The sequence below is a fragment of the Terrabacter sp. GCM10028922 genome (assembly GCF_042666095.1).
In the GTDB taxonomy this organism is placed as follows: domain Bacteria; phylum Actinomycetota; class Actinomycetes; order Actinomycetales; family Dermatophilaceae; genus Terrabacter.
Map to the genome: position 1 here is coordinate 131,651 of NZ_JBHTFG010000014.1, position 17,667 is coordinate 149,317.

The window sequence follows — 17,667 nt, forward strand, 5'->3', positions numbered from 1 at the left end:
AGGGCGTGCGACTCCCGCTGTCAAGGGTTGTCCGGCCCTCAGGAGGGGGCTGCGACGGATGGGGCGCCGAGCGTTCGGCGCCACCGCGTGAAGGCTCGGACCTGGTTCATCCCGAGCACCCCGACGGGCTCCTGGTCCCGCCGGTAGACCGCCAGGAAGCAGCGGTCGGCCGGGTCGCCGTCCTCGACGGTCACGGTGTCGGCGGACCGCGCGTCGCCGGCGAACTGGATGCGCACGCCGTACTGGTCGGACCAGAAGTACGCCGGAGCGACATCCGGCCCCGCGCTGTCGCCGGACAGCAGGGTGGCCACAGCGCGCTTGGGCCGGTCGAGGGCTCCGGTCCAGTGCTCGACCCGGTGGTGACGGCCGAGCCGTCGGTCGTACCAGGCTGCACAGTCACCGACGGCCACCACCCCCGGGGAGCCGGTCAGGCCACCGGCGTCGCAACGGACCCCGTTGTCGAGCTCGAGGCCTGAGCCCTGCAGCCAGCCCACGTTGGGCTGCGCGCCGACCCCGACGAGCACCAGGTCGGCCGGCAGCAGCCGACCGTCGCCGAGGGCAACGCCGTCCACCCGTCCGACACCGGTGAACCCTCGCACCCCCGCGCCGCAGATGAGCCGGACGCCGTGGTCGGCGTGCAGCGTGCTCACGATGCGACCCATGTCCGTACCGAGGGGCCCGGCGAGCGGGGTGCCCATCGCCTCCACCACCGTGACGTCGAGACCGAGGGCCCACGCGGTGGAGGCGACCTCAGCACCGATGAAGCCCGCGCCGATCACGACCAGCCGGCGGCCGGGCTCGATCTCGGCCCTGAGCGCCAGCGCGTCGTCGAGCGTACGCAGCGTGTGGATGCCGGCCAGCCCCTCCGCCCCGGGCAGGGTCCGGGCGCTGGCGCCCGTCGCGAGCACCACGCCGTCGGCTCGGACGCGAGTCCCGTCGGCGAGCACCACGCTGCGGTCGGCCAGGTCGAGGCGCTCGGCCCTGACGCCCAGCAGCCACTCGGCATCCAGCTCCTCGTCGTCGTCCTCGAGGGTGATGTCCTCCCCCGTGACCTTTCCGGCCAGGAACTCCTTGGACAGCGGTGGTCGGTCGTACGGTCGGTGCCGCTCGTCGCCGATGACGACCACCCGCCCGTCGAAGCCCTGGCTACGCAGTGCCCTGACCGAGGAGAGCCCTGCGAGCGAGGCCCCGACGACCGCTACCGTCCTCATGCCGCGCCACCGGTGGCTGCCTGGTTCCCCACGCTCACACCCGGCGGCAGGTTCGGCTCCTCCGCAGAGAGCTCGACGAAGATGTGGCCGTCCTCGACCACGACGCGATGGGCGCGGACCGGCTTCTTGGCCGGCGGGGCGTCCACCTGTCCGGTGCGCAGGTCGAAGCGCGAGGCATGCAGCGGGCACTCGACCTCGCACCCTTCGACCCACCCGTCGGCGAGCGAGGCGTCCTGGTGCGTGCACGTGTCATCGAGCGCGAACACCTCCCCGTCCTCGGTGTGGAACACCGCGATGGGGGGGTCGGCCTCGACCCGGAGCGCCTCCCCACGCGCCAGCGACGACAGCGGACAGACCGACAACATAGTGACCACCTCGATGCGAATAGCACAACTCAAAGCATGATGCGCAACAGTCTGGGACCGGGCTGCGGTACTGTCAAGAGGGTCGAGGGTCAGGCCGACCGAGGTGGGGCGTCGCTGCGACGACGACGCTTCCGGATGCCAGCCCGATGAGCCGAGCGGCCTTCAGCTGCGTCTCCTCCCATTCGCCACAGGGGTCGGAGTCCCACGTGATGCCAGCGCCGGTGCCGAACCTCAGCCACCGACGACCGGACACGTCCCGCTCGGCCCAGAAGGAGCGGATGCCGACCGCGAGCCGTGCCCGCCGCCGCCCCGCGTCGACCCACCCGACGGCACCGCAGTAGGGCCCGCGCGGAGCCGGCTCCAGATCGCCGATGGCCCGAAGCGCCGTCGACTTGGGGGCGCCCCGTGACCGACGCCGGAGGAAAGGTGGCAGCCATGATGTCCGCCCAGTCCACGTCGGCACGCAGCCGGCCGGAGACCGTCGACACCAGGTGCACCAGGCCCGGGTGCCCCTCGGGGGCACACAGGTGGTCCACGCGCACCGTGCCGGGACGGCATACGTGGGACAGGTCGTTGCGCGCGAGGTCGACGATCATCACGTTCTCGGCGTAGTCCTTGGGCAGCATCCTCTCGATCCGCGCAGCGGTGCCCTTGATCGGCCGAGACTCCAACCGGTCGCCCTCTCGCAGCAGGAACGCCTCCGGTGAGGCGCACACCACGTCCACCCCCACGCTCGGGACGTGGACGTGCCCGGCATACGGAGCCGGGTTCCCCTCGGCCAGGAGCGCCGCCAGCCCACGCAGGTCCGCCCCATCGGGAAGCTCGTGCGACAGCACACGACACAGGTTCACCTGGTACACCGTCCCCGCGGCGATGCGCGCGCGGATCTCCTCGACGTTGGCGCAGTATGCCTCCCGGTCGAGGCTGCTGTGCCAGTCGCCTGCCAGCCCGGCCCACTCCGGAGGCTCCTCGTCCCGGACACCGACGCCGCCCAGGTCGAGACACGCGGGCTGGACGTCGGCGAACCGCACCGCCGTCAGGGGCCCCTCGAAGTCGGCGACGACCGCCCAGAACCCCTCGTCGAGGCCCTCCAGGGTGGCCCGCACCTCGACGGGATCGCGGGCCACGAGCCCACCGAACCGCGCATACTCCACGGGTCACTCCTTGCGTGAGCGCTTCTCGCGATGGTCGGGGCGGCGCCGCAGGCCCGGTCGTGCGCGCGCCCCGACGCGGGGACCATGCCGCCCGGGCGTTATAGTTGCGCCATGAGCAACAACATGCAGGGGACGAACGGCAAGGCCCAACGGGCGGGCACCCGCGCCAACGGCGACAGCAGCGGCGGGGTGCAGTCGGTCGACCGGGCCGTCCGCGTCCTCGAGATCCTGGCCGCGAGCGGCGGCTCCGGCGTCAGCGAGGTGGCCGCGGAGCTCGAGGTCCACAAGTCCACGGCGTTCCGGTTGCTCGCCGCCCTGGAGGACCGCGGCCTCGTCGAGCAGAACTCCGACCGCGGCAAGTACCAGCTCGGCTTCGGGATCCTGCGCCTCGCCAGCGCAATCCCCATGCGGCTCGGGCTGGTCCGCCAGTCCAGGCCGCTGCTCGACGAGCTGGCGGCCCAGATCGGCGAGACGGTCAACCTCGCCGTCATCCGCGAGCAGTATGCCGTCAACGTGGCCGAGGCGTTGGGGCCCTCGGCGATCTCGGCCCAGACCTGGATGGGTCAGCTCACTCCCCTGCACGCCACGTCCAGCGGCAAGATCCTGCTGGCCCACCTCGATCGCGCCCAGCGCGACGACGTCCTCGAGGTCGCGGGACAGCCTCGGCTCACCGAGGCCACCATCACCTCCCGCAGCGCGCTCGAGAAGCAGCTGGAGCAGGCCCTGAGCGACGGCTACGCCAGCACCTTCGAGGAGTACGAGGTGGGTCTCAACGCCGTCGCAGTGCCCGTGCGGGACCACACCGGCGGCGTCGTCGCTGCGGTGAGCGTCTCCGGGCCGGCCTTCCGCCTCGTCCCCGACCAGATGCGCGAGGTCGCCGCTGCGCTGCAGGTGGCCGGAAGCCAGATCAGCCGCCGGCTGGGCCATCTCGGCAGCTGAGGCGGCGCTCGGTTCTCCAGGACGAGCGGACTCGCGGGAGACATCGGCCGGGCGCATGTCCGGGCGCATCTCAGCACTCCACGACGTTGACCGCCACACCGCCCCGCGAGGTCTCCTTGTAGACGACCGACATGGCGGCGCCGGTCTCGCGCATCGTCGTGATCGCCTTGTCCAGAGAGACGTGATGGGTGCCATGGCCGTGGAGGGCCATCCGGGCCGCCGTGATCGCCTTGATCGACGCCACGGCGTTGCGCTCGATGCACGGGATCTGCACCAGCCCGCGGACCGGGTCACACGTGAGGCCGAGGTTGTGCTGGATGCCGATCTCGGCGGCGTTCTCGACCTGTTCGGGGCGGCCGCCGATGACCTCGGCCAGACCGGCCGCGGCCATGGCGCACGCGGAACCGACCTCGCCCTGGCAACCCACCTCCGCACCTGAGATGGACGCGTTCTCCGTGAACAGCATGCCGACCGCGGCGGCGGCGAGAAGAAACCGGACGACCCCGTCGTCGTCCGAGCCGGGCACGAACCGGTCGTAGTAGTGCAGGACCGCAGGGATGATCCCCGCCGCCCCGTTGGTCGGTGCCGTCACGACCCGCCCCCCTGCGGCGTTCTCCTCGTTCACCGCCAGGGCGAAGAGGCTGACCCACTCCAGCGTCTGGAGTGGGTCGGTGCCCTGGCTCGTGGCCTCGAGCCTGGCCCGCAGCGTGGCGGCGCGGCGGTGCACGTCGAGTCCTCCGGGCAGCACGCCCTCGGTGCTCGAGCCTCTGTCGACGCACTCCCGCATCACCTCCCAGAGGCGGAGAAGACCCGCGCGAACCTCTGGCTCGCTGCGCCACGACAGCTCGTTGGCCAGCACGACCGAGCTGATCGGCAGGCGCTCACGGGCGCAGTGCTCCAGCAGCTGCGCTCCGGTGTCGAACGGGTACGGCACCGGAGTCGTGTCAGGCACGAGCTGCGGCTCACCGGACTCGGACTCGTTGACGACGAACCCGCGGCCGACCGAGTAGAAGGTGCGTTCCGACAGGGTCGCGCCGCGTGCATCGGTGGCCCGGAACGTCATGGCCTTGGGGTGGACGGGCAGCGTCGCGCCTCGGTGCAGCACGACGTCGTCAGGGCTGAAGTCGATCTCCTGCCGGCCTGCCAGGCGCAGCCGACGCTCCCGCACCGCCCGGTCGGCCCGTGGCTGGCCCTCCGCCGGGTCGACGAGGTCGGGTCGCTCGCCCTCGAGGCCGAGGATCACGGCCTTGACGCTGCCGTGACCGTGGCCGGTCGCACCGAGCGAGCCGAAGAGCTCGACCCGGACTCCTGCGACCTGACCCAGGAGGCCGTCTTCGACCAGCCCCTCGGCGAACCTGCACGCGGCACGCATCGGGCCGACCGTGTGCGAGCTCGACGGCCCGATCCCGATGGAGAACAGGTCGAAGACGCTGATCGTCATGGGCCGCTAGCTGCGCAGGCGCGACATCGCGGGGTCGAACAAGGGCTCGGCGGTCACCACCGCCCGCACACGCTCGTCGAAGTAGCCGATCTCGACCTCGGTCCCGACCTCGGTCAGCTCGGACGGCAGCCAGGCGTAGGCGATGCCCCTGCCGATGGTGTAGCCGTATGCGGCGCTCGTGACGTACCCGACACAGCTGTCACCGGCGTACACCGGCTCCTTGCCGAGAACGACGCTGCCGGGATCCGGCAACGTGAGACACGTGAGCCGGCGCGTGACCTCGTCCTTGCGGGCGAGGAGCGCGTCTCGGCCGACGAAGTCGCCCTTGTCGAGCTTGACCGCGAAGCCGAGGCCGGCCTCATAGGGGTCGTGCTCGGCCGTCATGTCCGCGCCGTAGGAGCGGTAGCCCTTCTCCAGTCGCAGGCTGGAGAACGCGCCGCGGCCGGCCGCGATGATGCCGTACTGCTGCCCGGCCTCCCACAGCAGGTCCCAGAGCCGCTGGCCGTGGTCCGCGGTGGTGTAGAGCTCCCACCCGAGCTCGCCGACGTAGGAGAGGCGCATCGCGGTCACCGGCACGGTGCCGACGAAGGCCGGGGTCGCCCGGAAGTACTTGAGCGCCTCGTGGCTGAAGTCGGTGTCGGTCAGTGGCTGGATGAGGTCGCGCGCCCTCGGTCCCCACAGCCCGATGCAGCACGTGCCGGAGGTGATGTCGCGGACCTGCGCGCTGCCGTCGTCGGGCAGGTGGCGGGTCAGCCAGTCGAGGTCGGCGTTGCCGTTGGCGCCGATCTGGAACCGGTCCACCGCGAGCCTGGCCACCGTGATGTCGCTGCGGATGCCGCCGTCGACGTCGAGCAGCAGGCAGTACGTCACCGACCCGACCGACTTGTCCACGTTGGCCGTGACGAGCCCGTTGAGGAACCGCGCCGCCCCGGGACCGGTGACCTCCAGGCGCTTGAGCGCCGTCATGTCGTACATCGCGACCGACTCGCGGGTGGCCTGCGCCTCCGCGGCGACGATGGGCGACCAGTACCTCGCGGCCCAGTCGTTCGGCGCGGGGATGTCACGGCCGTCCACGAGCCCGGCGTTGGCGGCATACCACTGGGGCCGCTCCCAGCCGGAGGCCTCGAGGAACTCTCCTCCGAGCGCACGCTGGCGCTCGTAGAAGGGGCTGGTCCGGATGGGACGAGGCGCGCCGGTCGGCTGCAGCGGGTGCAGGATGTCGTAGACCTCGACGAAGTTCTGGCAGTCCCGCGTGAGGACGTACTCCGGCGAGATCTGGTGCTCCTCGAACCTGTTCAGGTCGCACTCGTGCAGGTCGAAGCTCGAGCAGTAGCCGTCGACCAGCAGCTCGGCCACGGCCCGGCCGACTCCGGCGGAGTGGGTCACCCAGACCGCCTCGGCCACCCAGAAGCCGCTGACGTCGGGCGACTCGCCGATGAGTGGCATGTTGTCGGTGGTGAACGAGAAGAGCCCGTTGATGCCCTCCTCGACCGTCGCATCGCGCGTGGACGGCAGCAGCATCTGCGTCTGCTTCCACGCCTGCTCGAAGTCCCCCTCGGTGAACTCCAGCACGGAGGGCATCACCGCAGAGTCGTCGAGGCGGGCGATGTCCTCGGCCCGGATGGGCATCGGACGGTGGCCGTAGTAGCCGATGCCGAGGGTGTCGAAGCGCTCGCGGTAGTAGAGGTCCTGGTCCTGGTGGCGCAGGATCGGCAGCGTCGCCTCCTTGGCGGCGCCGGCCAGGGCGGGAACCGGTGACGTCCAGGCCAGCTGGTGCGCCAACGGCGTCAGCGGCAGCTGCAGGCCGACCTTGGCGGCGATGACGGGGCCCCAGATACCGGCGCAGCACACGACGATGTCGGCGGGGATCTCGCCCTGGTCCGTGATGACGCCGGTCACCGTGCCGTCCTCGACGGTGACGTCGAGCACCTCGTGGCGCGGCAGCAGGCGCGCGCCGCGAGAGGCGGCGCGCCGGGTCTGCGCGTCGACGGCATTGACGGCCTTGGCAAGTCCGTCGGTCGGCGTGTGCAGGCCGGCGAGCACGACCTCGGGATCGAGCAGCGGGTACATCGCCGCCGTCTCGGCCGCGTCGAGCAGCCGCGACTCCACGCCCCACGCGGTCAGCCAACCGTGCCGGCGGTGCAGCTCGACGACGCGCTCCGGCGTCGTGGCCACCTCCAGCCCGCCGACCTGCAGGAAGCAGGGGCCGGCCTCGGCCTCGAGCGAGCAGAACTTCTCGACGGTGTAGCGCGCGAGATCGGTCAGCGTCTTCGACGAGCTGGCCTGGAACACCAGCCCGGGCGCGTGGGACGTCGAACCGCCGGGGGCCGGAAGGTCGCCCTGGTCGACGACCGTGACGTCGTCCCAGCCTCGCCCCGTCAGCTCGTCCGCCAGTGCGGCTCCGACGACACCCGCACCGATGATGACAACCTTGGGACCCGTCATTCCAACCTCCGATTGTGCGCCTTGCGCAACAGCGTGCATCAGTCGCAACGATCGTCGCGGACGCGGCCGGGGCTGTCAAGAGGAGACGATGCTGGGCCGCCCCTTGACCCGGGCAGGGTCGGAAGCCACACTGTTGCGCATTGCTCTTCGTGTTGTGTAATACGCACCGTTTGGAGAACCATCATGGCACCACGCCCCGCGGCCGGCCGCGAATACGTCCTGACCATCTCGTGCCCGGAGGCTCCCGGGATCGTCTATGCCGTCAGCAGCTTCCTCGTTCAGCAGAACGGCAACATCAGCCAGAGCCAACAGTTCGACGACCGGCTGAGTGACACGTTCTTCATGCGGGTGCAGTTCAGCGTGGTGGGTGGTGACCTGGCCGAGCTGCGGGAGCGTTTCGCGAGGGTGGCCCAGGCCTTCCAGATGTCCTGGCAGATCCATGACGCCGGCACCCCGACCCGCACGCTGCTGCTGGTCTCGCGCTTCGGGCACTGCCTCAACGACCTTCTCTACCGGGCCAGAATCGGCGCGCTGAACGTCGAGATAGCCGGCGTCGTGTCCAACCACCGCGACTTCGAGGACCTCGTGACCACGTATGGGGTGCCCTTCCACCATCTCCCGGTCACACCAGACACCAAGCTGGAGGTCGAGGCCCGCCTCCTCGGCCTCGTCGACGAGCTCGACATCGACCTGGTGGTGCTCGCGCGCTACATGCAGGTGCTGTCCGATGACCTGTGCACCAAGCTCGAGGGAAAGGTGATCAACATCCACCACTCGTTCCTGCCGAGCTTCAAGGGCGCCAAGCCCTACCACCAGGCACACGCCCGAGGGGTCAAGCTCATCGGCGCGACCGCTCACTACGTCACCGCGGACCTCGACGAGGGCCCCATCATCGAGCAGGACGCGGCCCGGGTGGAGCACTCCCTCGAGCCCGACGAGCTCGTGGCCGCCGGCCGCGACGTCGAGGTCCAGGTCCTGGCTCGTGCGGTGACCTGGCACACCGAGCACCGCGTCCTGCTCGGCCAGAACCGCACCGTCGTGTTTCGCTGAACCCCCTGTCCGTACACCTGAATCCACCCACTCACGTCCCGAGGAGCTCAACCCATGCCCAACACCGTCAAGGGAGTCATCGCCCGCGCCAAGGGCGCGCCCGTCGAGGTCGTCGACATCGTCGTCCCGGACCCAGGCCCGGGCGAGGCCGTCGTCGCCGTCCAGGCCTGCGGGGTCTGCCACACGGACCTGCACTACCGCGAGGGCGGCATCAACGACGAGTTCCCCTTCCTGCTGGGCCACGAGGCAGCCGGGGTCGTCGAGTCGGTCGGTGAGGGAGTCACGGAGGTCGCCCCGGGCGACTTCGTCATCCTGAACTGGCGCGCCGTCTGCGGCCAGTGCCGGGCCTGCCAGAAGGGCACCCCCCAGTACTGCTTCAACACCCACAACGCCACCCAGAAGATGACGCTCACCGACGGCACCGAGCTCTCCCCCGCCCTCGGCATCGGCGCGTTCGCCGAGAAGACGCTCGTCGCGGCCGGCCAGTGCACCAAGGTCGACCCCGAGGCCGACCCGGCAGCGGTCGGCCTGCTCGGCTGCGGCGTCATGGCCGGGTTCGGCGCCGCCGTCAACACCGGCGGCATCGGCCGCGGCGACTCGATCGCCGTCATCGGCTGCGGAGGCGTCGGCAACGCCGCCATCGCCGGCGCGAAGCTGGCGGGCGCGACCACGATCATCGCCGTCGACATCGACGACCGGAAGCTCGACTGGGCCACCGGCTTCGGCGCCACCCACACCGTCAACAGCAGCGCCGAGGACCCCGTGGAGGCCATCCGCAAGCTCACCGACGGCCACGGTGCCGACGTCGTGGTCGACGCGGTCGGACGCCCAGAGACCTACGAGCAGGCCTTCTACGCCCGCGACCTCGCCGGCACCGTCGTCCTGGTCGGCGTGCCCTCCCCCGAGGTGCAGGTGACCCTGCCGTTGATCGAGGTCTTCGGTCGCGGGGGCGCGCTCAAGTCCTCCTGGTACGGCGACTGCCTCCCGAGCCGGGACTTCCCGATGCTCGTCGACCTCTACAAGCAGGGCCGGTTCGACCTCGACGCCTTCGTCTCGGAGACCATCGGGCTCGACGACGTCGAGGCCGCCTTCACGAAGATGCACCACGGTGAGGTGCTGCGCTCGGTGGTCCAGCTGTGAGCGCCCTGCGCGTCGACCGCGTCGTCACCTCGGGCACGTTCAGCCTCGACGGCGGCACCTGGGAGGTGGACAACAACGTGTGGGTCGTCGGCAACGACGACGAGTGCGTCATCGTCGACGCAGCGCACGAGGCCCGTCCGATCCTCGACACGGTGGCCGGCCGCAGAGTCGTGGCCATCCTGTTGACCCACGCGCACGACGACCACATCGGCGTCGCGCAGCAGCTCCGAGAGAGCACCGGCGCGCCGACCTACCTGCACCTCGACGACCGGATGCTGTGGGACCGCGTCCACACCAGCGAGCCCGACCACAAGCTCGACGACGGCGACCGGATCGCACTGGCCGACACGCAGGTCCACGTGCTGCACACGCCCGGCCATGCACCCGGCGCGTGCAGCTTCTACGTCCCCGAGCTCGGTGAGGTCTTCACCGGAGACACCCTGTTCCAGGGTGGCCCCGGAGCCACCGGCCGCTCCTTCAGCGACTTCCCCACCATCATCGAGTCGATCACGGAGAAGCTGCTCACGCTGCCGCCCGAGACCGTCGTCCACCCGGGCCACGGCGCGGACACCACCATCGGCGCCGAGGCCCCGGACGTCCAGGCGTGGCTGGACCGGGGTCACTGACCGGCAGCCTCCCCGCCGAGTCAGCACCCTCCGACCCGGGGGCACCAGCCAGGTGACGGCCTACCTCGACCACGCCGCGACCACGCCCATGCGTCCGTCGGCCATCGCGGCCATGACCGAGCAGATGGCGACCATGGGCAACGCCTCGTCGCTGCACACCGCAGGGAGAACCGCCGCGCGAGCGGTCGAGGAGGCGCGCGAGCGCCTTTCACGCAGCATCGGTGCCCGGCCGTCGGAGGTGATCTTCACCTCCGGCGGCACCGAGTCGGACAATCTCGCCGTGGCAGGGACCTTCGTGGCGCGGCACGAGGTGGATCCCCGCCGGGACCACGTCGTTGCCAGCGCCATCGAGCACCATGCCGTGCGTGACTGCGTCGAGCACCTCGTGGCCCGGCACGGTGCGCGGGTGACGTGGGTGAGCCCGGACGCCGAGGGCGTCGTCAGCGCCGCCGCAGTGCGTGAAGCCGTCTCCGACGACCCGGGCTCGGTCGCCCTCGTCACGGTCATGTGGGCCAGCAACGAGGTCGGGACCGTTCAGCCGGTGCGCGAGATCGCGGCCGTCGCCCACGAGTTCGACATCCCGTTCCACACCGATGCGGTCCAGGCCCTCGGGCACGTCCCCGTCGACTTCACGGCGAGCGGCGCAGACCTGATGACCATCACGTCTCACAAGACCGGCGGCCCGCTCGGTGTCGGAGCGCTGGTTGCCCGACGCGGCGCCCGGCTCGTTCCGCTCAGCTTCGGCGGCAACCAGGAGCGGAACCTCCGCAGCGGCACCCTCAACGTGCCGGCGATCCGCGGATTCGCTGTCGCAGCAGAGGAGTCCGTAGCCATGAGGGAGGCGGAGTCCGCGCGGCTCGTCGCCCTGCGCGACCGTCTCATCACCTCTGCCCTCCATCTCGGACACGGCCTCACGGTCAGCGGCGTGTGGGAGGCAGGTGACGGCACACGGCGCCTCCCCGGCAACGCGCACCTGCTCGTCCCGTGCTGCGACGGCGACTCCCTCCTGCACCTGCTCGACGCCGCGGGCGTCGAGTGCTCCACCGGATCGGCCTGCCAGGCCGGACTCCCGCAGCCGTCCCACGTGCTGCTCGCGATGGGCGTGCAGGAGGAGCGGGCCCGGGGCTCACTGCGGCTCACCCTCGGCCACACCTCCACCGACACCGACGTGGACGCCTTCCTGCGGGCCCTGCCGGCGGCGATCGATCGAGCCCGCCGGCCGGGCTGACAAGAGACTCGCCCGCGAAGCCTGGCGGCTTCGCGGGCGAGGACGAGCGTCGACGAGCCGCGTCGGGAGCAGTGCTCAGTGCAGCGCGCTCTGGTGGCGGTAGAACTGGGCCTCGGACGGCGCCAGCGGGGTGTTGCCCAGGATCAGGTCGGCCGCCTTCTCGGCCACCATCATCACCGGGGCATAGATGTTGCCGTTGGTGACGTAGGGCATCACCGACGCGTCGACGACCTTGATGCCCTCCAAGCCGTGCACGCCCATGGTGAGCGGGTCGACGACCGACCTCTCGTCGACCCCCATGCGTAGCGAGCACGAGGGGTGCAGGGCCGTCTCGGCATCCTCCGCGACCCACCTGAGGATCTCCTCGTCGGTCTCGACCGAAGGTCCGGGCGAGATCTCGCCGGCATTGAACGGATCCATGGCCGGCTGGGTCAGGATGTTGCGTGCGACGCGGACGGCCTCGACCCACTCGCGGCGGTCCTGGTCCGTGGACAGGTAGTTGAACCGTAGCGCCGGGTGCTCGCGCGGATCCTTGCTCCTGATCTTGACCGACCCGACGGCGTCGGAGTACATCGGCCCGACGTGCACCTGGTATCCCTCACCGCCCTCGGGCGCCGACCCGTCATATCGCACCGCGATGGGAAGGAAGTGGAACATCAGGTTCGGGTAGGCCACCTCGTCGTTGCTCCGGACGAACCCGCCACCCTCGAAGTGGTTGGTCGCGCCCGGGCCCTGGTGCCGGAACAGCCAGTTGGCGCCGATCACCGGCTTGTACCGGTGCTTGAGGTACCGCTGCATGGTGACCGGCTGCTTGCAGGCGTACTGGATGTACACCTCGAGATGGTCCTGCAGGTTCTCCCCGACACCCGGGAGGTCGTGCACGACGTCGATGCCCAGCTGGGACAGCTCCTGGGCGTTGCCCACTCCGGAGAGCTGGAGCAGCTGCGGCGAGTTGATGGCGCCTCCGCTGAGGACCACGGTCTTGGCCCGCACCCGGGTGGTGGCACCGCGGCCACGCTGGTACTCCACGCCGACGGCGGTCTTGCCCTCGAACAGCACGCGCGTGGCCAAGGCCCTCGTCACGACCTCGAGGTTGGGACGGTCCATGACCGGGTGCAGGTAGGCGCGCGCCGCCGACAGCCGCCGGCCGTTGCGGATGTTGCGGTCGAACCGCGCGAAGCCCTCCTGGCGGTGGCCGTTGACGTCGTTGGTCCGGCTGTAGCCGGCCTGCTCGGCGGCCTGGAAGAACGCCTCGAACAGCGGGTTGGTGGCCGGGCCGCGTTCGAGCGCCAACGGGCCGTCATGGCCACGGAACGGGTCGTCCGGGTCCGCGGCCAGGCAGTTCTCCATCCGGTTGAAGTAGGGCAGGCAGTGGGCGTAGTCCCACGTCCCCATGCCGGGATCCGCCGCCCAGCGCTCGTAGTCCAACGGGTTGCCTCGCTGGAAGATCATGCCGTTGATGCTGCTGGACCCGCCGAGCACCTTGCCACGCGCGTGGTAGATCCGGCGGCCGTTCATCTGCGGCTCGGGCTCGGACTCGTACTTCCAGTCGTAGAACCGGCTGCCGATGGGGAACGGCAACGCAGCGGGCATGTGGATGAACACGTCCCAGAGGGAGTCGTTCCGACCGGCCTCCAGGACGAGGACCTTGGTGGCCGGGTCGGCCGACAGGCGGTTTGCCAGCGCGCAGCCGGCCGAACCGCCCCCCACGATGACGAAGTCGTACTGAGCAGATGCCATGTTTCCTCCGAACTGAGTTGCTTGACGATCGGTTGCGCCGTCGGCGACGGAGCGGCACACGGCTCGCTCCCCGTGCCCACCTGCCCGGTCACGGACGTCGTCCGTGACCGGGCACGTCGGTCACTCGAGTGTCATCAGCCGGCGGCCAGCCAGGCGCTCACCTTCTCGGGGTTGGCATCCACCCACTTCTTCGCAGCGGCCTCGTCCGACATCTTGTCCTGCGCGATGTACCGGGCGACGACGTTCTGGTCGTCGTTGGTCCACGTGAAGTTCTTCACGAGGTTGTAGGCCGGGCTGCCGGACTGGGCGAACTTCGTGCTCACGATCTTGTTGAGGGTGTACTCGGGGTAGTCGCAGGCGACCTTGGCCGGCGCCGCGTCGCAGCCCTTGGTGTACTTCGGCAGGTTGACCTTGACGAGGGGCACCTCGGCGAGGAACCACTGAGGCGAGTAGAAGTAGCCGATCATCGGCTTCTTCGTCTGCTCCGCCTGCCGGAAGCTGGTGATCAGCGCGGCCTCGGAGCCGGCGTAGACGACGTTGTAGTTCAGGTTCAGGTTCTTGACGAGCGCGGCGTCGTTGGTGACGAAGCCCGGGTCGCCGTCGAGGAGCTGTCCCTTGCCGCCGGACTCGGAGGTCTTGAACAGGTCGGCGTACTTGTTGAGGTTCTTCGAGTCGGTGATGTCAGGGTGCTGCTTGGCAAGGAACGGCGGCACGTACCAGCCGATGATGCCGACGTTGCCGGTCGGTCCGGCGTCCTGGGCGACCTTCTGCTGCGTGATGTACTTCTTGGCGAGGTCGTCGTGGCCCCAGTTCTCCAGCACCGCGTCCACCTCGCCGGTGCTGAATCCCTGCCACGAGACCTGCTCGTCGAGGTTCTTCTTGACGACCTTGCAGCCGAGCTTGTTCTCGGCGATGTACGCGACGACAGCCGCGTTGGCCTCGTACCCGACCCAGGCGTTGACTGCCAGGTTGACGGTGCCGCACTTGCCCTCGCTTCCGGCCTGGGCACCTGCGGCGGTGTCTCCCACCTTCGCCCCGCCGCAGGCACTCAGGGAGAGCGCCAGTGCCGCGGCGGTGAAGCCGGCGAGAGCTCGGGGTCGGGGGGTCGTCGTCAGGGCGGTTCTGGATCGGGACATGGAGACGTGCCTTTCGTTCGGCGCACGGGAGAGGTTGGGGACGTGCGGCGTGTTTTGGAGGGGGAGGGCTAGCGGTGGGCGTGGTCGGTGGTGGCCTGGGCCCGGCGCGCGACCGACTGGGTGAGTCGGTCGAGCATGATGCCGAGCAGGACGATGGCGAGCCCGGCGGCCAGGCCCTTGCCGAACAGCGCGTTCTGGCGGAACCCGGCCACGACGTCGTAGCCGAGCGCCCCACCGCCGACGAGACCGCCGACCACGACCATGGAGAGCACGTAGATCAGGCCCTGGTTCATGGCCAGCGCGATCGCGCCGCGCGACATCGGCAGCTGGACCTTGGTGATCAGCTGCCACGTGCTGGAGCCGGCTGATGTCGCCGCCTCCATCGTCGTGGGCGACACCGCGGCGATCCCGTCCGCGATGATCTTGATGGCCACCGGCGCGGCGTAGACGACGCCGGCCGCGATACCCGTGAAGCGACTCGCAGCGAACAACGCCACGAACGGCACGAGGTAGACGAAGGACGGCATGGTCTGTGCCGCATCGAGCACCGGGCGGACCATGCGGTCGACTCTCGCGCTGCGGCCCATCCAGACTCCGAGGACCAGACCCAGAGCCATCACTGCGACCGTCGCCAGCAGCGTCGCGGCGAGCGTCGTCATGGCGTCGAACCACAGTCCGGTGCCGACGATGAGCGCCAGGCAGAAGGCGGTGGTCAAGGCGGTGCGCATGCTGCCGGCGACCGCGGCCAGGGCCACGAGAACGGTGAACAGCAGCCACCACGGTGAGTCGGTGAGCAGGCTCTGGAACGGGTTGAGCAGCTGGTTCGTGACGAGCTCCTTGAAGTCGCCGGTCAGCGCGCTCAGGTGCACCTGCGTCCAGTCGGTGACGCCCGAGGCGAACCGGCTGATCGGGGCGCCCAGGTCGATGTCCGTGGGGAACTCGGCGGCCCAGACGAAGGTGTAGGACACGTAGAGGCACACGAGGGTGCCCGCGCCGCCGACGAGCAGGGCCACCTTGCGCACCGAGGCCGGGAACCGGCTGGTGCCACGCCGCGACTTCTCGACACGGACGCTGGCGGCCGTGGTGACCCGGTCGAAGACGATGGCCATGACGACGATGGACAGGCCGGCGTTGAAGGCGGCGCCGACGTCCAGGGACTGCAGCGAGCGCAGCACGACCCGGCCCAGGCCGGGCGCGTCGATGAGGGCCGCGATGGTCACCATCGACAGCGCCGCCATGATCGTCTGGTTGATCCCGATGACGATCGTGCGCTTGGCCATGGGCAGCATCACCTGCCGGAGGAGCTGGAACCTCGTGGTGCCGAGCGACTGGGCGGCCTCGAGAGTCTCCTTGGGCGTCTGCCTGATGCCGTGGGCCGCGATCCGGATGACCGGTGGAGCCGCGTAGATGAGAGTGGCGATGACCGCCGAGGCCGGCCCGATGAGGAAGACCAGGGTGAGCGGCGCGAGGTAGACGAAGGTCGGCATCGTCTGCATGAAGTCGAGCACGGGGGTGACGACTCGGTTGACCCGGTCGGAGACCCCCGCCCAGATGCCGAGCGGAATGCCGATGAGGAGCGACACGAGCACCGCGGACAGGGTGAGCGCGAAGGTGTCCATGCTCTCCTGCCAGAGGCCCTGCAGGCCCATGAACGTGAAGCCGGCGACGGCGAGCAGTGCGACCTTGAGGTTGCCCAGCGCCCAGGAGCCGTAACCCAACAGGGCGACGACGCCCAGCCAGCCGATCAACGGGACCGGGCGGCCGAACGCCGGCTGCGCCACCAGGGCGGAGAAGAAGTTCGTGAGCTGCTCGATGACCAGCCGGATCTCGTTGAAGAAGTAGAGAAACAGCGGGTTGCTGTTGCGGTTGGCGCCGACCGCGTCATTGAGATCGTTGAGCCGTGTGTGCAGCGCGGTCACGTCCGCCGCGCCGAGCGAGAGGGTGTCGCGCCCGCGCAGGACCGTGAACCCGATGAGCCACAGGAGCAGGAGGCCGGTGATGATCGCACCCCGGTGCGGGCGGAACCCGGTGCGGACCGCAGCGATCGCCGTCATGACTCGGCGACGACAGAGAGGATCTCGGCGTCGCCCACGACGCCGAGCAGCCGGCCGCCCTCGACGACCTTGATCGGCCGCTCGGCCTCGAGCACCACCCGAACCGCGTCGCGGACCACGACCTCTGGACCGAGCTCTGGGCCGTCGAGCACGTCGTCGGCGTGCACCGGGCGCATGATCCAGCGCAGGGTGAGGACGTGCGAGCGCGGGACCTCCCGGACGAAGTCGCGCACGTAGTCGTCGGCCGGGGCGCCGACCAGGTCTGCGCCGGTGCCGATCTGGACGAGCCGGCCGTCGCGCATGATGAGGATGCGGTCGCCGAGCTTGAGCGCCTCGGACAGGTCGTGGGTGATGAAGACCATCGTCTTGCCGACCTCGTGGTGCAGCCGGATGACCTCGTTCTGCATGTCACGGCGGATCAACGGGTCGAGCGCGGAGAACGGCTCGTCGAACAGCAGCACCTCCGGGTCACCGGCCAGCGCCCGGGCCAGGCCGACGCGTTGCTGCATGCCACCGGACAGCTGGTCGGGGAAGGAGTTCTCGTAGCCGGACAGCCCGACCAGGTCGATGACCTCGGCGGCGCGCTGGGCACGCTCCTTCTTGCCGGTGCCCCGGATCTCCAGTCCGTAGGACACGTTGTCGGCGACCCGGCGGTGGGGCAGCAGACCGAAGTGCTGGAAGACCATGGCGATGCTGTGCCGGCGCAGCTCGCGAAGCGACCGCTCGTTGGCCTGGAGGATGTCATCGCCCTTGAACAGGACCTGGCCCGCGGTGGGTTCGATCAGACGCGTGAGGCAGCGGACGAGAGTGGACTTTCCCGAACCGGACAGGCCCATGACGACGAAGACCTCACCCGGCGCCACGTCGAAGCTCAGGTCACAGACCGCCGCGACGCAGCCGGTGCGCTCCTTCAGCTCCTTGCGGGACAGGGCACTCAGCTCGTCGGAGCCGGGCACGTCGGCGCCCTTGCCCCCGAACACCTTCCACAGGTTCTGCACCGAGATCACGGGGTCCACCGAGCGGCCAGCAGCCGGGGTCGGAGTGGTCGGGGTCTCGAGGATCTCGTCGCGCGTGGCCGTTGTCATGGTGGTCTCTCCTGCACTCTCCTGGATGAGCTGTTGCCGGGTGGACTGCGACG

General features: G+C 70.0%; 14 protein-coding genes and 1 pseudogene. 5 read left to right on the forward strand and 10 right to left on the reverse strand.

Annotation, left to right across the window (positions count from 1 at the left end; all coding sequences use genetic code 11):
- Positions 1-38: 38 nt before the first annotated feature.
- The 4 genes and pseudogenes from ACFQU3_RS14330 to ACFQU3_RS14345 form a co-directional block, all read right to left on the reverse strand.
- The gene (locus tag ACFQU3_RS14330; protein WP_385910870.1) at positions 39-1,211 is read right to left on the reverse strand and encodes an NAD(P)/FAD-dependent oxidoreductase; all 1,173 of its coding nucleotides are present in this window, start codon (positions 1,209-1,211) and stop codon (positions 39-41) included.
- Positions 1,208-1,576 carry a bifunctional 3-phenylpropionate/cinnamic acid dioxygenase ferredoxin subunit gene (locus ACFQU3_RS14335; protein WP_385910872.1) on the reverse strand — a complete coding sequence of 123 codons (369 nt, stop codon included), beginning with the start codon at positions 1,574-1,576 and terminating at the stop codon, positions 1,208-1,210. The genes ACFQU3_RS14330 and ACFQU3_RS14335 overlap by 4 nt, the downstream gene beginning before the upstream one ends.
- Positions 1,577-1,649: 73 nt before the next feature.
- Positions 1,650-2,099 carry a chorismate-binding protein gene (locus tag ACFQU3_RS14340; RefSeq protein WP_385911070.1) on the reverse strand — a complete coding sequence of 150 codons (450 nt, stop codon included), beginning with the start codon at positions 2,097-2,099 and terminating at the stop codon, positions 1,650-1,652.
- Positions 2,026-2,730: pseudogene (locus tag ACFQU3_RS14345) on the reverse strand (chorismate-binding protein); the annotation flags it as partial. The gene ACFQU3_RS14340 and the pseudogene ACFQU3_RS14345, both read right to left, overlap by 74 nt.
- Before the next feature lie 111 nt (positions 2,731-2,841).
- Here ACFQU3_RS14345 and ACFQU3_RS14350 point away from each other — a divergent pair.
- Complete coding sequence (locus ACFQU3_RS14350) at positions 2,842-3,669, forward strand: IclR family transcriptional regulator (RefSeq protein WP_385910874.1); 828 nt, start codon at positions 2,842-2,844, stop codon at positions 3,667-3,669.
- Positions 3,670-3,739: 70 nt separating this feature from the next.
- On the opposite strand, the gene ACFQU3_RS14355 is transcribed toward ACFQU3_RS14350, so the two are convergent.
- Together ACFQU3_RS14355 and ACFQU3_RS14360 are read right to left on the reverse strand one after the other, a co-directional pair.
- Entirely contained in the window at positions 3,740-5,110 is a 1,371-nt protein-coding gene (locus ACFQU3_RS14355; RefSeq protein WP_385910876.1) for an L-serine ammonia-lyase, read from the reverse strand.
- A gap of 6 nt (positions 5,111-5,116) precedes the next feature.
- A complete protein-coding gene (locus ACFQU3_RS14360; RefSeq protein WP_385910878.1) occupies positions 5,117-7,555 on the reverse strand; it encodes an FAD-dependent oxidoreductase in 2,439 nt (812 codons plus the stop codon).
- 183 nt (positions 7,556-7,738) lie between these two features.
- Here ACFQU3_RS14360 and purU point away from each other — a divergent pair, with 183 nt between their 5' ends.
- From purU to ACFQU3_RS14380, 4 genes are read left to right on the forward strand one after another with little or no spacing between them, the layout of a single operon-like run.
- Positions 7,739-8,605 (forward strand): formyltetrahydrofolate deformylase, encoded by an 867-nt coding sequence (purU, locus tag ACFQU3_RS14365; RefSeq protein ID WP_385910880.1) that lies wholly within the window; start codon positions 7,739-7,741, stop codon positions 8,603-8,605.
- A 54-nt stretch (positions 8,606-8,659) separates the two neighbouring features.
- A complete protein-coding gene (locus tag ACFQU3_RS14370; protein WP_385910882.1) occupies positions 8,660-9,745 on the forward strand; it encodes an S-(hydroxymethyl)mycothiol dehydrogenase in 1,086 nt (361 codons plus the stop codon).
- A complete protein-coding gene (locus tag ACFQU3_RS14375; protein WP_385910883.1) occupies positions 9,742-10,371 on the forward strand; it encodes an MBL fold metallo-hydrolase in 630 nt (209 codons plus the stop codon). Before ACFQU3_RS14370 ends, ACFQU3_RS14375 begins: the two co-directional genes overlap by 4 nt.
- A 52-nt stretch (positions 10,372-10,423) precedes the next feature.
- Positions 10,424-11,599, forward strand: coding sequence for a cysteine desulfurase family protein (locus ACFQU3_RS14380; RefSeq protein WP_385910885.1), 1,176 nt, complete (start codon positions 10,424-10,426; stop codon positions 11,597-11,599).
- 75 nt (positions 11,600-11,674) lie between these two features.
- On the opposite strand, the gene betA is transcribed toward ACFQU3_RS14380, so the two are convergent.
- The 4 genes from betA to ACFQU3_RS14400 form a co-directional block, all read right to left on the reverse strand.
- Positions 11,675-13,339: a choline dehydrogenase gene (gene betA, locus ACFQU3_RS14385; RefSeq protein WP_385910887.1), complete on the reverse strand. Its 1,665-nt coding sequence runs from the start codon at positions 13,337-13,339 to the stop codon at positions 11,675-11,677.
- Between the two features lie 134 nt (positions 13,340-13,473).
- A complete protein-coding gene (locus ACFQU3_RS14390) occupies positions 13,474-14,475 on the reverse strand; it encodes an ABC transporter substrate-binding protein (RefSeq protein ID WP_385910889.1) in 1,002 nt (333 codons plus the stop codon).
- 68 nt (positions 14,476-14,543) lie between these two features.
- Positions 14,544-16,529, reverse strand: coding sequence for an ABC transporter permease (locus tag ACFQU3_RS14395; protein ID WP_385910891.1), 1,986 nt, complete (start codon positions 16,527-16,529; stop codon positions 14,544-14,546).
- Complete coding sequence (locus ACFQU3_RS14400) at positions 16,526-17,614, reverse strand: glycine betaine/L-proline ABC transporter ATP-binding protein (protein ID WP_385910893.1); 1,089 nt, start codon at positions 17,612-17,614, stop codon at positions 16,526-16,528. The genes ACFQU3_RS14395 and ACFQU3_RS14400 overlap by 4 nt, the downstream gene beginning before the upstream one ends.
- Positions 17,615-17,667 lie beyond the last annotated feature (53 nt).